At 56.9% G+C, this 14,318-nt stretch carries 17 protein-coding genes and 1 tRNA gene; 11 read left to right on the forward strand and 7 right to left on the reverse strand.

The window, feature by feature from the left end; all coding sequences use genetic code 11:
* Positions 1 to 286: 286 nt before the first annotated feature.
* The 3 genes from msrQ to ACR0L9_RS16785 all read right to left on the reverse strand — a co-directional run bounded on the left by msrQ (position 287) and on the right by ACR0L9_RS16785 (position 2,476).
* Entirely contained in the window at positions 287 to 901 is a 615-nt protein-coding gene (msrQ, locus tag ACR0L9_RS16775; RefSeq protein WP_480896183.1) for a protein-methionine-sulfoxide reductase heme-binding subunit MsrQ, read from the reverse strand.
* A 4-nt stretch (positions 902 to 905) separates the two neighbouring features.
* Positions 906 to 1,805, reverse strand: coding sequence for a protein-methionine-sulfoxide reductase catalytic subunit MsrP (msrP, locus tag ACR0L9_RS16780; RefSeq protein WP_480896185.1), 900 nt, complete (start codon positions 1,803 to 1,805; stop codon positions 906 to 908).
* A 131-nt stretch (positions 1,806 to 1,936) separates the two neighbouring features.
* Positions 1,937 to 2,476, reverse strand: coding sequence for a winged helix-turn-helix transcriptional regulator (locus tag ACR0L9_RS16785; RefSeq protein ID WP_480754663.1), 540 nt, complete (start codon positions 2,474 to 2,476; stop codon positions 1,937 to 1,939).
* A gap of 40 nt (positions 2,477 to 2,516) precedes the next feature.
* Between ACR0L9_RS16785 and ACR0L9_RS16790 the strand changes: the two genes are divergently transcribed.
* Positions 2,517 to 2,894, forward strand: a complete 378-nt coding sequence (locus tag ACR0L9_RS16790) for a VOC family protein (RefSeq protein ID WP_480896187.1) — start codon at positions 2,517 to 2,519, stop codon at positions 2,892 to 2,894.
* Positions 2,895 to 2,966: 72 nt separating this feature from the next.
* Here the strand turns inward: ACR0L9_RS16790 and clpB are convergent, their stop codons facing one another.
* Both clpB and ACR0L9_RS16800 read right to left on the reverse strand, forming a co-directional pair.
* Positions 2,967 to 5,585: an ATP-dependent chaperone ClpB gene (gene clpB / locus ACR0L9_RS16795; RefSeq protein ID WP_170566798.1), complete on the reverse strand. Its 2,619-nt coding sequence runs from the start codon at positions 5,583 to 5,585 to the stop codon at positions 2,967 to 2,969.
* 127 nt (positions 5,586 to 5,712) lie between these two features.
* Positions 5,713 to 6,033, reverse strand: coding sequence for a hypothetical protein (locus ACR0L9_RS16800; RefSeq protein ID WP_170636920.1), 321 nt, complete (start codon positions 6,031 to 6,033; stop codon positions 5,713 to 5,715).
* A 141-nt stretch (positions 6,034 to 6,174) separates the two neighbouring features.
* Between ACR0L9_RS16800 and pyrF the strand changes: the two genes are divergently transcribed.
* Positions 6,175 to 6,879, forward strand: a complete 705-nt coding sequence (pyrF, locus tag ACR0L9_RS16805) for an orotidine-5'-phosphate decarboxylase (protein ID WP_170514647.1) — start codon at positions 6,175 to 6,177, stop codon at positions 6,877 to 6,879.
* 257 nt (positions 6,880 to 7,136) lie between these two features.
* Here the strand turns inward: pyrF and ACR0L9_RS16810 are convergent, their stop codons facing one another.
* Positions 7,137 to 7,535: an NUDIX domain-containing protein gene (locus ACR0L9_RS16810; RefSeq protein ID WP_480896189.1), complete on the reverse strand. Its 399-nt coding sequence runs from the start codon at positions 7,533 to 7,535 to the stop codon at positions 7,137 to 7,139.
* 91 nt (positions 7,536 to 7,626) lie between these two features.
* Here ACR0L9_RS16810 and ACR0L9_RS16815 point away from each other — a divergent pair, with 91 nt between their 5' ends.
* Complete coding sequence (locus ACR0L9_RS16815; protein WP_480896190.1) at positions 7,627 to 8,880, forward strand: DNA polymerase IV; 1,254 nt, start codon at positions 7,627 to 7,629, stop codon at positions 8,878 to 8,880.
* Positions 8,881 to 8,882: 2 nt separating this feature from the next.
* Here the strand turns inward: ACR0L9_RS16815 and ACR0L9_RS16820 are convergent, their stop codons facing one another.
* Positions 8,883 to 9,755, reverse strand: a complete 873-nt coding sequence (locus tag ACR0L9_RS16820; protein ID WP_480896192.1) for an N-formylglutamate amidohydrolase — start codon at positions 9,753 to 9,755, stop codon at positions 8,883 to 8,885.
* A 149-nt stretch (positions 9,756 to 9,904) separates the two neighbouring features.
* Here ACR0L9_RS16820 and ACR0L9_RS16825 point away from each other — a divergent pair.
* The 8 genes from ACR0L9_RS16825 (at position 9,905) to ACR0L9_RS16860 (ending at position 14,209) form a co-directional block, all read left to right on the forward strand.
* A tRNA-Val gene (locus ACR0L9_RS16825) sits at positions 9,905 to 9,979 on the forward strand.
* Positions 9,980 to 10,071: 92 nt separating this feature from the next.
* Complete coding sequence (gene ykgO, locus ACR0L9_RS16830) at positions 10,072 to 10,197, forward strand: type B 50S ribosomal protein L36 (RefSeq protein ID WP_005648635.1); 126 nt, start codon at positions 10,072 to 10,074, stop codon at positions 10,195 to 10,197.
* Positions 10,198 to 10,383: 186 nt separating this feature from the next.
* Entirely contained in the window at positions 10,384 to 10,770 is a 387-nt protein-coding gene (locus ACR0L9_RS16835; protein ID WP_170398504.1) for a hypothetical protein, read from the forward strand.
* Positions 10,760 to 11,281, forward strand: a complete 522-nt coding sequence (locus tag ACR0L9_RS16840) for a hypothetical protein (protein ID WP_480896193.1) — start codon at positions 10,760 to 10,762, stop codon at positions 11,279 to 11,281. The genes ACR0L9_RS16835 and ACR0L9_RS16840 overlap by 11 nt, the downstream gene beginning before the upstream one ends.
* A 20-nt stretch (positions 11,282 to 11,301) precedes the next feature.
* Positions 11,302 to 11,865, forward strand: coding sequence for a hypothetical protein (locus tag ACR0L9_RS16845; RefSeq protein ID WP_480896195.1), 564 nt, complete (start codon positions 11,302 to 11,304; stop codon positions 11,863 to 11,865).
* A 141-nt stretch (positions 11,866 to 12,006) separates the two neighbouring features.
* Positions 12,007 to 13,023, forward strand: a complete 1,017-nt coding sequence (locus ACR0L9_RS16850) for a Fe(3+) ABC transporter substrate-binding protein (protein ID WP_170398498.1) — start codon at positions 12,007 to 12,009, stop codon at positions 13,021 to 13,023.
* Between the two features lie 116 nt (positions 13,024 to 13,139).
* Positions 13,140 to 13,694, forward strand: coding sequence for a helix-turn-helix domain-containing protein (locus ACR0L9_RS16855; RefSeq protein ID WP_170513838.1), 555 nt, complete (start codon positions 13,140 to 13,142; stop codon positions 13,692 to 13,694).
* Positions 13,691 to 14,209, forward strand: coding sequence for a GNAT family N-acetyltransferase (locus tag ACR0L9_RS16860; RefSeq protein ID WP_170425708.1), 519 nt, complete (start codon positions 13,691 to 13,693; stop codon positions 14,207 to 14,209). Before ACR0L9_RS16855 ends, ACR0L9_RS16860 begins: the two co-directional genes overlap by 4 nt.
* Positions 14,210 to 14,318: the final 109 nt, after the last annotated feature.

Genomic DNA, 14,318 nt, shown 5'->3' on the forward strand with positions numbered 1-14,318 from the left:
AAAAACCTCAGATGCCCCCAGTCTCTCCCGAGCGTCTCCGCAGCTTCCACCGCGTCCCAGCACCTCAGCAGCGCCGGTGAAGGGCGTTCTAAGTATATCGCCCAGAAGCCGCAAGTGGAAAAATCAAAAAAACACAAAAAAACGCAAAAACAGTATTTTATCTTACTAAAACAAATGGTTACGAAGAGTATCCAGCCATTCAACCCGGAAGTCGCGGACACAGACCATCGCAAATCAGCGCCATGGATATGTTATTCACACTGTTACCCACAGACTCGCCTGCGAGTCAGGCTGAATCGGCTTGCCTAAACCGGATCAGGAATGATGTGACCGGCAGGCGCATGACCAGAAGGCCCAGAATAATAGCCAGGTAGACCAATGGCTCGATCTGAAACCCCTTCGCCAGCATCACATAATGAAGCGCGCCCAGAATTGCTGCTGGATAGACCAGACGATGCAATTTGCGCCAACGAGGCCCCAAACGGCGAACCGCCCAGTTGTTAGACGTGATTGCAAGCGGCAGTAACAATACAAAAGCAGCCATGCCCACCGTGATATAGGGCCGCTTGATAATGTCCGCCCAGATTTGGGTGGGAATCTGAACATCCAGAACCAGCCAGATCAACAGGTGCAATGCGACATAGGAAAATGTCAGTACACCTATCGCGCGGCGGAACTTCATCAGATTTAGGCCAGCGAAGCGACGCAAGGGCGAAATCGCGAGACCCAAAATCAGAAGCTGCAGCGCCAGTTCGCCAAACTCATGCTCGAGCGCCTCGATCGGCTCGACCCCGAGACCACCGGTCATGCCCTGATAAAACAACCAGGGCGCAGGCAGCGCGCCCAGCAGATAAACGGCCCAATTGGGAAGCCGCCGCAAGAGGTCGTTGAGCCGCCGCATCATCTCAGTAGTTCTTCGCCAGATCCATGCCTTCGTAAAGGCTGGCGACCTCATTTTCATATCCGTTGAACATCAGCGTCGGGATTCGCTTGGCAAACAGACCTCCGCCGATTTGACGTTCCGAAGCCTGCGACCAGCGGGGGTGATCCACATTGGGGTTCACATTGCTGTAGAACCCATATTCCCTAGGACCTGCCATGTTCCAACTTGTCGGAGGCTGGGTATCCGTCAAGGTAATCCGCACGATCGATTTGATCGATTTGAAGCCGTATTTCCACGGTACCACCAATCGCAAAGGCGCGCCGTTCTGGTTCGGGATGTCCCTGCCATAGATCCCAGTAGCCATAATGGTCAGCGGATGCATCGCCTCATCCAAACGCAGCCCTTCGCGATACGGCCAGTCGAGCACCGGATATGCGACACCCGGCATCTCATCGGGACGATAGGCGGTCTCAAACGCCACGTATTTCGCGCCGTCCTGAACGCCTGCCATGCCGAGTAGATCTGCCAGTTCAAACCCGTTCCAAGGTATCACCATTGACCAGGCCTCGACACAGCGGAACCGATAGATTCGCTCCTCGACCGTCATTTCAGACATGATGTCTTTGAAATCATAGTCACCAGGGCGGTCGACCAGACCGTCGATGGTTACACTCCAGGGCTTGGTTACCAGTGTGTGTGCATATTTCGCCGGATCATCCTTGCGTGTCCCGAACTCATAATAATTGTTGTAGGAAGTAATCTCTTCCCATGTATTCGGTTCAAGCGCCTCGGCCGCCGCTGGCCGCGCCAGACCCGCCAGCCCGACACCCGCCAAACCGGCCATGACCTGTCGCCGGTTCAGAAACGCCGCCCTTGGGGTGACGTCCGCATGCGTCAGTTTGTTGGTCCAGCGATGCGCCATTTGGTTCTCCGTTATCCATTAACCTCGAAACTGAGGTAAGGTCTGATAGCACAGAGCCAAGGAAACAGGCGTCACGATTGAGCGAACAGATTGTAACGAAAATTAGGTACGCTTGGGCGCGAGGATAACGGTCACCCGATGTTCAAGCCGACAACACGGTTTATTTCGCACCCAAGATTGACCGCCTGATAGGTCGGAAAAGGCAGCCGGGCCGAAGTTTCGATATCGCGTCGCACCCAGTCCTGCTCCTCTAATTGCTTGAGCGAGGATGACAATGCGCGATCAGTGATCACCTGAAGATCCGACCTGAGCCTTGAAAAGCGCCGCGGTTGGCGGGTCAGCGCCAGAATAGGAACCGTCCAGCTGCGGCGCAGTAGCTTCAATTCAGTATCATCCGGCACCAAGGCCATGATTTCTGCCGCTACTGCCGCCGCCTGAACCCCGGCTTTGGTCAAACGGAACTCAGGTCTTAAAGGGTGGCCGTGGCCCGGATTCCGTTCAAGCAAGCCAAGGCTTGCCAGATGCTCCAGACTTGCCGCAAACGCCGTCCGGCTTGCCCCCGTCGCGGCGAGCAACGGGGCCTGCCTGCCCGGAACCCCCTGGTGTAGCTGCGCAAGAATGTTCAGCGACCAGGCCCGAGAGGTGAGCTTGACAAGTGCCTTAATGTCCATAAAGTATAGTTACTTTATTTTAGGACAAAAGGAAAGTTCCATGGCCCTCGTTTCCTTAGAAAACACCATCACTCTTGCCATTTCGGTCAAAGATCGCCACGCCAGTGCGCGCTGGTATAATGACAAGCTCGGGTTTGAGTTGATCCATCATATTGATGAGGCGGGTTGGAGCGAGATGCTCACCAAAACCGAAGGCGTGACCCTTGGTTTGGGCGAGCAGTCAGAACCAGCGCCCGGAAACTCCGTTCCGGTCTTTGGTGTTGCTGATATCGCAAGCGCACGCGGTGCTCTGGAAGGGTCCGGCGTTCGGTTTGACGGCGAAACCGAGACGATCGAGGGGATGGTCAGCACCGCCACATTTTACGACCCGGACGGCAATGCAATGATGCTGGCGCAGGATCTGACCGGGCAGGTCTGAACGCTCATAGTCGCAATACAAGCCACCAAAAAAAGACCCGCCTGGATGGCGGGTCTCTTCATTACCTGAGACTTAATGCACGACTGCATCATCCGGGCGCGGACGCTCGGACGTGCCCAGCCGGTCGCCGATGATCAAACCATCGGTTCCGGCGGTCACCGGAACGGTCTCACCATCCTTTATCTCACCGGCCAGCAGTGCTTCGGCCAACGGGTTCTGCAGGGCGCGTTGGATCACGCGTTTCAATGGGCGGGCACCGAAGACCGGATCATAGCCTTCATTGGCCAGCCATTCCTTCGCGCCATCGTCCAGTGCCAGCTCGATCTTGCGGGCAGCCAGACGTTTCTGCAGACGTGCCATCTGGATATCGACGATGCCATCCATATCGGCCCGCTTGAGGCGGTCAAAGATGATGGTTTCGTCCAGACGGTTCAGGAACTCGGGCCGGAAATGCGCCCGGACCGCATCCATCACGTCGCGCCGCGCCTGCGCGCTGTCCGCTCCTTCGGGCAACTGGCTGAGCGCCTGAGAGCCAAGGTTCGACGTCAGGATGATCAGCGTCTGCTTGAAGTCGACGGTACGACCCTGACCATCGGTCAGGACGCCATCGTCCAGGACCTGCAGCAGCACGTTGAACACATCCGGGTGTGCCTTTTCGACCTCGTCAAACAGCACGACCTGATAGGGTCTGCGCCGCACGGCTTCGGTCAGCACACCACCTTCGTCATAGCCGACATAGCCCGGAGGGGCACCGATCAGACGGGCGACCGCGTGTTTCTCCATGAACTCGGACATGTCGATGCGCACCATCGCGTTGTCGTCGTCGAACAGGAAGTTCGCCACGGCCTTGGTCAGCTCGGTCTTACCCACACCGGTCGGCCCGAGGAACAGGAACGAGCCCAGCGGGCGCCCTTCGTCGTTCAGACCAGCACGCGCGCGACGCACGGCATTGGCCACGGCCGTCACAGCCGCATCCTGACCGATCACGCGGGAATGCAGATCGTCTTCCATCCGCAGCAGTTTCTCACGTTCGCCTTCCAGCATTTTCGAGGTCGGGATACCGGTCCAGCGTTCGACCACCGACGCAATCTGTTCTGGGCGCACCGTTTCCTCGGCCATCATAGCGTTGCTTTCGGCGTTTTCAGCCTCGGTCAGCTTTTTCTCAAGCTCAGGAATGACACCGTAGGACAGCTCACCCGCTTTGGCGAGGTTCCCTTCGCGCTTCGCGATTTCCAGATCAGCCCGCGCTTTGTCGAGCTGTTCTTTCAGATCGCGCGCACCGGCCAGCTTATCGCGTTCGGCCTGCCATTGGGCGGTCATCTCGGCGGATTGCTCCTGCAGGTCGGCCAAATCCTTTTGCAAGGTTTCCAGACGATCCTTGGAGGCCGCGTCATCTTCCAGCTTCAGCGCCTCTTCCTCGATCTGCATTTGCAGGATCTGACGATCCAGCTGATCGAGTTCCTCGGGCTTGGAATCCACCTCCATCCGCAAACGCGACGCCGCTTCATCGACAAGGTCGATGGCTTTGTCAGGCAGGAAGCGGTCAGTGATGTAGCGATGCGACAAGGTCGCCGCCGACACGAGCGCCGAGTCTGAGATGCGCACACCGTGGTGCAGCTCGTACTTTTCCTTGATACCGCGCAGGATGCTGATCGTGTCCTCAACTGTCGGCTCAGTGACCATCACCGGCTGGAACCGGCGGGCGAGGGCTGCGTCTTTCTCGACGTATTTGCGGTACTCATCCAGCGTCGTCGCGCCGATACAATGCAACTCACCCCGGGCAAGCGCAGGCTTGATCAGGTTGGCCGCATCCATCGCACCGTCGGATTTACCTGCACCTACCAGCGTGTGCATCTCGTCGATGAACAGTATGATCTCACCGGCGGCTTCGGTCACTTCGGTCAGAACAGCCTTCAGTCGTTCTTCGAACTCACCGCGATATTTAGCACCGGCGATCAGCGCACCCATGTCGAGCGCGAGAAGCTTCTTGTCCTTCAATGATTCCGGCACATCACCATTGACTATGCGCAGGGCCATGCCCTCGGCAATCGCGGTCTTACCGACGCCGGGTTCACCAATCAGTACCGGATTGTTCTTGGTGCGGCGCGACAAAACCTGCATCGAACGGCGGATTTCCTCATCCCGCCCGATGATCGGGTCAATCTTGCCTTCGGCTGCAGCCTCGGTCAGGTCGCGCGCATATTTCTTAAGCGCGTCGTAGCCTTCTTCCGCCGATGCGGTGTCAGCAGTGCGGCCCTTGCGGATATCGTTGATCGCTTCGTTCAGTTTCTGGGCCGATACAGCACCGGCCTCCAAAGCCTCTTTGGCTTTGGATTTCACCATACACAGCGCCATCAGAACGCGTTCAACCGGCACAAAGCTGTCGCCCGCCTTGGTGGCGAGCTTCTCTGCCTCGTCCAAAACCTTGGCGGTCTGGCCGTCCATATAGATCTGGCTCGCGTCGCCGCTGACCTTCGGGATTTTGCCCATGGCCGCGTCCAACGCCTCAACCACGCGGTTCGGTGCGCCGCCAGCGCGTGTGATCAGGTTGCTGGCCAGCCCCTGATCGTCGTCCATCAATGCTTTCAAGATATGTGTGGGCTCCAGCCTTTGGTGCCCCTCGCGCAGCGCAATGGTCTGCGCGGCTTGCACGAAACCCCGTGCCCGCTCGGTGAACTTGTTCAAGTCCATAGCATTCTCCTTTTCTTAAGCGCCCCGTATTGATGCGCCCGCTTGGCGGCACGCGTCGGTCTGGGCCTCACATTCAATTTGGGAAATGTCTTTTCCCATTCAAGGGGCTAGAGCATATAAATCGGCGTCATCCGCGCGGAATCGAGTAGACGGAATAACCGCCAGTTTCTCCCATCAATTCAGCGTTATACATTTCGACCAAAGACTGCTCGGCACTGCTGCCTGTGGGGCATGAAACCAGATCAGCCGTATGATCGAGGAAGTTGCCGGTATAGGCTGTTTCCCCGGTCAATTGACACCAGTCGTCTTCCGATCGGTACCCACGCACTAACAGAAGATTGTCATTGGTTGGAGCCGGCGCGACACCGGTTTCGGGCGGATCGCTTTGAGGCGCGTCTTCGCATGCGGCCAACATCAGTGCCACGCCAAGTACTATTACCTTTTTCATCATTTCTATCCCTGTTCTGAACGTCGGCACTTTAGCACATTGCGCAAAATAGTGAGTGAACTGCGTCACCTCGGGCTTCACACATGGACAGATCGCCCTGAACCCGTTAGGACGCAAACGTTTGCCAAAAAGGAGCGCCCCATGTCCGATGACCGCCTTATCGTAGCCCTCGACGTCCCAAACGCCCTGCAGGGTCTAGCCATGGCCGAGCGGCTGGGCGACTCGGTTTCGTTCTATAAGATCGGGCTGGGTATGTTGACTGGCGGCGGTCTGGCATTGGCCAACGAGTTGAAACAGGATCACGGAAAGCGCATTTTCTTGGACATGAAGCTGTTCGATATCGGCAACACTGTAGAAAATGCAGTGCGTGGGTTGGCTCAGTTCGATCTGGACTTCTTGACGGTGCATGGTGATCCGCATGTCGTACGCGCCGCAAAGGAGGGCGCTGCAGGCAAGGACATGAAAATTCTGGCGGTAACAGTCCTGACATCACTGAACAGGGACGATCTGGATGCAAGCCTTCTGAAAGCGGGTGACGTACAGGACCTCGTTGTAGAACGCGCGGCCAAGGCTTTCGAGGCCGGAGCTGATGGCGTCATCGCCAGTCCTCAGGAAGCCGCGCTAATCCGCGCCCTGCCCCAATCCGAAGGTCGTTTGATTGTAACCCCTGGGGTACGCCCTGCTGGTGCAGCTTTGGGCGACCAAAAGCGGGTCGCAACCCCGGCCAGTGCAATCGGCGATGGGGCCGATCATATCGTCGTGGGCCGCCCGATTTATCAGGCGGATGACCCCAAAGCCGCCGCACAAGCAGTTTTGAGCGAGTTAAATTCATTGACTCACCATTAGGCGAAAAGCCAAAAATTGCGGAAGGAACGGTGCTCAAGCAATTGACGTTAGGTCAATTTTTCGCGCCGCCGCGCCAAATCGTCCCTGTGCCCGAAAACACACATGAAAAACATGAGTTTTATGGCGTTCGGCTTGTGGCTATCGAAAAACGCCATTTTCGGCGATTCTACACACAAGACACTCCCCAACGGGCCATCTCTTCCTGAGGCTCGTTACCTCCCCCCGCAGGCGCGGGGGGTTTTCTTTCGAAGTCCCGTTCAAAGCTGCGCCGTTTCCGACAAATAATCCCGAAGGCGATCTGCAAAATTTGGAATGGCCAACGGATTCGACAGAAAATTCCGCGGACAATTCAGCCTCCACCCCTGCCCTTCGTCCCCAAAACGGATCAGACCAACATCTTCCGGCGGGCGCAGGGCGACGTAGAACCAGCTTTGACCATATTGCCGTGACCAGACAAGATCGGTTGCGCACAGGCGCAGCCCAACCTCTTCATCTGTTTCACGCAACGCGCATTCGATCGGTGTTTCGCCTGACTTTTTCCCGCCGCCTGGAAAATCGAGATGACCTGGAAACGGGATATCAGATCGATCATCTCTTAGAATGACCAGCAGCTTGCGCCCCAGAAACAACGCTATTTTTGCCCCGGCGAAGTCCATCGGTCCTCTTTTTATCCTTATCCATTCGCGATACTTATTAACCTATCGAATGTCTTGATCAATCCGCCGCTGGCCGGAAAGAAACTACATCATGCCCGCCATCTGTCGCGACTGCCTGAAGGAAATTAAGCAAGGGCCGCGCTGCCCAACTTGCAGCAGCCCGAGGGTCAAATCGCACCCAGAGCTGTTTGACCTGACGATCGCGCATATGGATTGCGATGCTTTTTATGCTTCGGTCGAAAAGCGCGACAATCCCGAACTTGCCGACAAGCCTGTGATCATTGGCGGCGGCAAGCGCGGGGTGGTATCAACTGCATGTTACGTGGCCCGCGTTCGCGGGGTACGTTCAGCCATGCCAATGTTCAAGGCGCTTCAACTATGCCCCGAAGCGGTGGTGATCAAACCGCGTATGTCGCTCTATGCCAGCGTCTCGCGCGAGATACGCACCATGATGGACGAGTTGACACCTGATGTTGAACCACTGTCGCTGGATGAGGCGTTCATGGACCTATCCGGCACCGAGCGGCTGCATGGTGCACCGCCAGCGGTCATGCTTGCGCGTCTGGTCAAGAGGATGAAAAATGAGCTGGGCCTGACAGGATCGATTGGCTTGAGCCATAACAAGTTTCTGGCCAAGGTGGCCTCGGATCTCGACAAGCCTCGGGGTTTTTCAGTGATCGGCCAGGCCGAGACGGCTGATTTCCTGCATGACCGGCCGGTGCGATTAATCTGGGGAATTGGTCCGGCGGCGCAGGAATCTCTGGATCGCGCAGGGATTCGCACATTTGCTGATCTTCTGCGCTGGGATCAGGAGGCGCTGACAGCGCGGTTCGGATCAATGGGCTACCGTCTGTGGCATCTGGCGCGAGGGCAGGACAAACGGCGCGTATCGGCCCATGAGCCGATGAAGTCGATCAGTAATGAGACCACTTTTTTCGAGGATACCGCTAGTCTTGAAATTCTGGACGGGCATCTGTGGCGTATGTCTGAAAAGGTAGCCGACCGGGCCAAAGCCAAGGGATTGGCTGGGCGGGTGGTGACGCTGAAGCTGAAACAGGCCAACCACAAGATCATCACCCGGCGGATATCGCTACGCGATGCGACTCAGATAGCGGATCGGATTTATCGCACTGCTCGTGGGCTATTTGATCAGGTTGGCGATCAGGGTCCCTATCGCCTTTTGGGATGTGGCCTGTCTGACCTGTGCTCAGAGGATCAGGCCGATATCTCGGGCGACCTTCTGGATCCCGGTGCAGAACGCCGATCACAGGCCGAACGTGCGACGGACGAAATCCGGCGCCGTTTCGGCAGTGATGCAATCGTAAAAGGTCGTGCGCTGCGCTAGGTCTATTCGGCGGCAAGTGACATTGGATCGGACCCGATACTGGTGATCCGCGCGGTGACCTGCCGCAACACATCCCGCAACGCCTCAAAGTTGCCGTTCGGCTGGATCGTTTCCTCGTTCATATAAAGTGACCGATCGATCTCGATTTGAACCGCATGCTGATGGCGGGCAGGTCGACCATAGGTCTGGGTGACGTAGGCCCCAGCAAAAGGCGTGTTGCGCGCCACATTCAGACCCGCGTCGGAAAAAGCGGCCTCGATCTGATCAACGATCACACCGGAAGCGGCCGCACCGAACCGATCGCCCAAAACGATTTCCGGTCGGGCCCGGCGCGAGCCGCCGGCCAGCGCCACCGCCTCGTGCGGCATCGAGTGGCAATCGATCAGAATGGCCTGCCCAAACATCTGATGCGATTCCGCCAGCAGAGATTTCAGACGCGTATGGTATGGACGCCAATAGGTATCGATCCGCAGGCGCGCCTCATCCATAGTCAGCTTGCCGCTGTAGATCGCCCTGCCGTTGGCGACCACGCGGGGAATCACCCCGAGGCCCGAGGTAACCCGCGGATTGTGTCCGTGACGACGCGCACCCTGTATCAATGCGGGATCCAATTCATCAGAATTACGATTCAGGTCCAGATAGGCGCGCGGCATGGCCGCGGCGAGCAGCGGTGCACCGAATTCAGCGACTGAGGAAAAAAGCTGATCGACATACGCATCCTCAGAGGACCGAATCATATTGCGGTTCAAAACAGACCGCTTCAACAAAGACTCGGGATAGGTCCGACCGCTATGGGGCGAGGCAAATACCACGCAGGACGTACGCGTTGCGGGCATATCCAGAATATAGGCTGCATTGGTGGCGGCGTCGGGCATGGGCTCTCCGTTGTTCGCACTCAACATAGACCGTAAAATAGTTCTGCCAAACCCCTTGATCCCCCCAACGACTCCTTTTATAGACCCCGCTACCGGCGCGGGGTTCCGCGCCCCATTTCGTTATGGGGCAGGTCACGCAACGGTTTCATGGGCGGTTAGCTCAGCGGTAGAGCACTTCGTTGACATCGAAGGGGTCACAAGTTCGATCCTTGTACCGCCCACCATGAATTCATTGCTCTGGTCTTTCCGGGGCACCCGATTAACCCAGGCGCTGGCCACGTCTTTGATGAAGGCGCCGCAGATTGGAGACAGACCCATGAAGGTCAAGAACTCGCTCCGCTCGCTCAAGAACCGGCATCGTGATTGCCGGGTTGTGCGTCGCAAAGGCCGCGTCTACGTGATCAACAAGACGCAGCGCAAGTTCAAAGCTCGCCAGGGCTAAGGGCTGCACGAACCTAATTAGAAAAACCGCGCTTTCGAGCGCGGTTTTTTTATGCCCTGCTTCTAACGCCCTTTCATGTCGGCGGAAGTGCCGGAAATCGCTCCGAAAGTCCGGTTCTGAGATTTAGTATTGTTATGAGACGGTCTCGTGCTACGCTTTCCCTGTTTTTTATGACGGGAGGTCGGGTTGGCCAACGATGATCTGGATACGCTATTAGGAACAACCCTGACCGAGATGGTGGCCGATATAGGCCGAAGCGTGGCCCAAGCCGCCGAACAGCTTAGCCTCGATCAGTTGAACGCGCTGAAGAACTATCCTCAGGAACTGCGCGAGATGGGCATTCCGCCAGTCTTTTACCACATGCAGGATGTCGATGTAGAATTGAAGGTCGTCATGGAGATGACCAGTACCACAGAAGAAGGCAAACGCGGGATCATTGGCGCGTTTCTGTGTGGGCCAAAACTGACGCAGACAGATACGCTCGATGCCAGCAGCGCGTCGACCATGCGGATGCGGTTCGCGCCGGGACCGGTGGATGAAGGTGGTTCCGGTGGAGGGGTCGATGGCGACTAAAAAGGACAAGACCCCCAAAAAACATCCTATAGATGTGCGCATCACCGAACTGCCCGAGGCCTTCACCACACTGCTTCAGTCATTGGAAAACCGCCTGACCGCGTTGGAGGCGCGCGAGGTCGTGTTGCTGGAGACGATCCAAGACCTGCAAGACCAGATCGACGATCTGGAAAAAGGAGGCGGTGGCATGCTGATGGGCTCGGGTTCTCCGGTGGTGAACCCAATGGCCGGAGGCCAGAGCGGAATAGAGGTTGAAGACAAAGATACGCAGATCGTGGATGCGCAGGTTTTTTCGCAGGCCCTGGGCGAACAGATCCTTGCAGGATCCGACGGCAGCGACGATTTCACCATCGACAATGTCCAGGTCGAAGCCTTTGTTGGGCTTGGTCGGGATGGCGACAAAGCCCAGTTCGCTACAAACGCGAAGAAACAGGCGGTCAGCCAGAACGCAGCGAAGGTCTCGTTCTCGGTCAAAAGACGGTCCGCAACGAAGATTATTGATAGAGACTGAATTCACAAAGGAGATTGGAAATGAGTATCGGGCAGGAACTGCTAAACGTCCCTTTCGCGGAAATGGTTCAGAAACTGGCGATTTCCGTGGCAGAGTCGCAAACTGAATTGGATAGACATTCGACTGATATCGCCAAATACATGGCGGATCAGAAGATCCAGCTTCCCGACCTATCCAACCCCGATGGTCCCCCAAAGGAATTCAGCCTCGTGTCGATGGGTTTCCTGCCCGCGTTCTATGCGGTGCAAGAGGCCGAGATCGAGGTAAAGATGGCGATCTCGATGACCAAACAGACCGAGAAATCAGGCAGCGCATCGGTCAAAGGTGGCTGGGGACCCGTGGCGGCGCAGGTCAACGCAAGTTATTCCTCGCGCTATGCCTATAATCAGGAAGGCGCAAGCAGGCTATCAATCAAAATGGCCCCAGCCGATCCGCCGGTTATGCTGCAGAAATACATGGAAGCAGTAACACAGGCGATGCTGACCAAAGAACCGGTGCTCAGCGACGATCCGGACCCCGAGCCGGCACCGTCACCCGTCCCACCGCAACCCGAAAGAAAACAAAGTAGGCGGCGTCAATCCTGAAGGGGCCGTCCGGCAAGGTAAGTTCAGCGACGTTTTGACCAACTAATTTTGTCGGATTTCCTTGCATCCCACCGAGAATCGTTTAATTGACCAAATCAGTCGGGTTAATTCCCGTCACGATTTTCAATGTTGGGACAAATGATGCTGAAATCCTCTACCTGCTTTGCCGCCACCCTGACGGCCCTGATCGCCACCTCTGCCGCAGCCGAGGGCGAGCTGAACCTGTATTCCTCGCGCCACTACGACACCGACGAACGCCTGTATTCCGACTTCGAAGAGGCCACCGGCATCACCATCAACCGCATCGAAGGCAAGGCCGACGAACTGATCGCACGGATGAAAGCAGAAGGCGCGAATTCGCCCGCTGATGTCCTGCTGACGGTCGACAGCTCGCGCCTGGCCCGCGCCAAGAGCGAAGGCATCCTGCAGCCGGTCGAGAGCGCAATATTAGAGGAGCGTATTCCGGCAAACCTTCAGGACGAAGACAATCAGTGGTACGGCTTTTCTCAGCGCGCACGGATCATCTTCTTTGACAAGGCTGATGTCGCCAACCCACCCGCAACCTATCTGGATCTGGCAAAACCGGAGTATAAAGGGCAGATCTGCATTCGCTCGTCCGGCAATATCTATAACCAGACGCTATTGTCATCGATCATTGCAAATCACGGCGCGGAAGAAGCCAGGAAATGGGCTGAAGGTGTCGCCGCCAACATGGCACGCGAACCTCAGGGCGGTGACACAGACCAGCTGCGCGGCATCGTGTCAGGCGAGTGCGAGATTGCGGTTGCCAACACATATTATATGGCCCGCGCTATGCGCAAAGACGTCAAGGGTCTAAGCGCGGATATCGAGATGATCGGCGTACAGTTCCCGGCACAGGACGCCGAAGGTGCACATATGAACCTGTCGGGTGCGGGTGTTGCAGCAAACGCGCCGAACAAAGAAAACGCGATTAAGTTCCTTGAGTATCTCGCAAGCGATCAGGCGCAGGTCTACTTCTCGAACGGAAACGATGAATACCCCGCTGTCGAAGGCGTCGCGCTGGCTGAGAACGTGGCCGCTCTGGGGGAATTCAAAGCAGATGAGGTGAACCTCTCAGAGGCCGCCAAAAACATCCCCGAGGCACAGAAAATCTATAACGAAGTTGGCTGGAAGTAATCCAGTCCGATACCCGAGCAGCAAAAGGGCGCAGATTTCTGCGCCCTTTTTCTATTGTGTTTGATGTAAAGCAAGGCAATAATCCCATATTCGTAACTGATTCCCATATGTGAGCCATGCTCGACACACTATCAAACCGCCTCGCTAAGCGTCTGAACGAGCTGCGCCAGGGTCATGGCTGGTCGCTTGAGCAGCTGGCAGACCAAAGTGGGATCAGCCGGGCGACACTGTCGCGAATGGAAAACGGTGATGTCAGCCCTACCGCTGAAACGCTTGGCCGTTTATGCGCGGCATACGGCCTGCCCATGTCACGCCTGCTGATGATGGTCGAAGACAGTTTCGATCCCAAAGTACCTTTCGAGAAGCAGCCTGAATGGCATGACCCAGAAAGCGGGTTTACCCGCCGTTCGGTTTCACCACCGGCGACTGGCCTCAGTGGGGAAGTAATGGAAGGTCATTTGCCCCCAGGTACTGTCATCACCTACGATACTCCGCCCAAGCCGGGACAGGAGCACCACCTGATCCTACTTGATGGAGGGCTAACGTTGACAGTGGACGGGATTGCCCATGCGCTCAGCGGCGGCGACTGCCTTCGCTATCACCTGTCGGGGCCAACGCAGTTCGAAACCGGACCCAAACGCGGTGCGCGCTATCTGTTGGTGCTGATATGATTACGCGATTGCCACAGGAATATTTCGACGAAGCGCTTGAGGATCTGACCGATATCCTGCACCGCTGTGTCCATACCGGTGCCAGTATCGGGTTCATCCTTCCTTTTTCGCGGGACGATGCCCGCGCCTATTGGCGGGACAGGGTGCAGCCCGAACTCCGCGCGGAGACACTCGATCTGTTTGTCGCATATGGTGACGGACGCATTCTGGGCACGGTGCAACTGATCCCCGCCGCAATGCCAAACCAGCCACATCGCGCGGATGTGGCAAAGCTGCTGGTTCATCCGCAGGCTCGCCGTCGCGGTTTGGGTCGGTCGCTGATGGAGGCACTGCATGAGCGAGCTCGGGAATTGAAACGCACGATGCTGGTGCTGGACACCCGTAGCAGCGATCCTTCACGCTTGCTGTATCAGTCGATGGGTTTTCAGATTGCCGGAGAGATCCCGAATTATTGCCGAAACCCGTTTGAGGATCGGCTGGAGCCGACCACTTACATGTTCAAGGACGTCACCTAGCTGCCCGTCGCGCGCACATTCGCGACAGAGCATTCGGCGATCCCCGAAGGTCCCGACATAGGTCGGCACCAAAGGCCTACAGCCGCGCGCCATCGACAGCAAAGGGCGC

The organism is Ruegeria sp. I3 (assembly GCF_056532525.1).

Coding starts and splice junctions, on each gene's coding strand:
- ACR0L9_RS16815 (WP_480896190.1), top strand. CDS start 7,627: ATGCCCGCCATCTGTCGCGACTGCCTGAAGGAAATTAAGCAAGGGCCG.
- ACR0L9_RS16860 (WP_170425708.1), top strand. CDS start 13,691: ATGATTACGCGATTGCCACAGGAATATTTCGACGAAGCGCTTGAGGAT.
- ACR0L9_RS16840 (WP_480896193.1), top strand. CDS start 10,760: ATGGCGACTAAAAAGGACAAGACCCCCAAAAAACATCCTATAGATGTG.
- ACR0L9_RS16790 (WP_480896187.1), top strand. CDS start 2,517: ATGGCCCTCGTTTCCTTAGAAAACACCATCACTCTTGCCATTTCGGTC.
- ACR0L9_RS16855 (WP_170513838.1), top strand. CDS start 13,140: ATGCTCGACACACTATCAAACCGCCTCGCTAAGCGTCTGAACGAGCTG.
- ACR0L9_RS16820 (WP_480896192.1), bottom strand. CDS start 9,755: ATGCCCGACGCCGCCACCAATGCAGCCTATATTCTGGATATGCCCGCA.
- ykgO (WP_005648635.1), top strand. CDS start 10,072: ATGAAGGTCAAGAACTCGCTCCGCTCGCTCAAGAACCGGCATCGTGAT.
- ACR0L9_RS16845 (WP_480896195.1), top strand. CDS start 11,302: ATGAGTATCGGGCAGGAACTGCTAAACGTCCCTTTCGCGGAAATGGTT.
- ACR0L9_RS16850 (WP_170398498.1), top strand. CDS start 12,007: ATGCTGAAATCCTCTACCTGCTTTGCCGCCACCCTGACGGCCCTGATC.
- ACR0L9_RS16800 (WP_170636920.1), bottom strand. CDS start 6,033: ATGAAAAAGGTAATAGTACTTGGCGTGGCACTGATGTTGGCCGCATGC.
- ACR0L9_RS16785 (WP_480754663.1), bottom strand. CDS start 2,476: ATGGACATTAAGGCACTTGTCAAGCTCACCTCTCGGGCCTGGTCGCTG.
- ACR0L9_RS16810 (WP_480896189.1), bottom strand. CDS start 7,535: ATGGACTTCGCCGGGGCAAAAATAGCGTTGTTTCTGGGGCGCAAGCTG.
- msrQ (WP_480896183.1), bottom strand. CDS start 901: ATGCGGCGGCTCAACGACCTCTTGCGGCGGCTTCCCAATTGGGCCGTT.
- msrP (WP_480896185.1), bottom strand. CDS start 1,805: ATGGCGCATCGCTGGACCAACAAACTGACGCATGCGGACGTCACCCCA.
- clpB (WP_170566798.1), bottom strand. CDS start 5,585: ATGGACTTGAACAAGTTCACCGAGCGGGCACGGGGTTTCGTGCAAGCC.
- pyrF (WP_170514647.1), top strand. CDS start 6,175: ATGTCCGATGACCGCCTTATCGTAGCCCTCGACGTCCCAAACGCCCTG.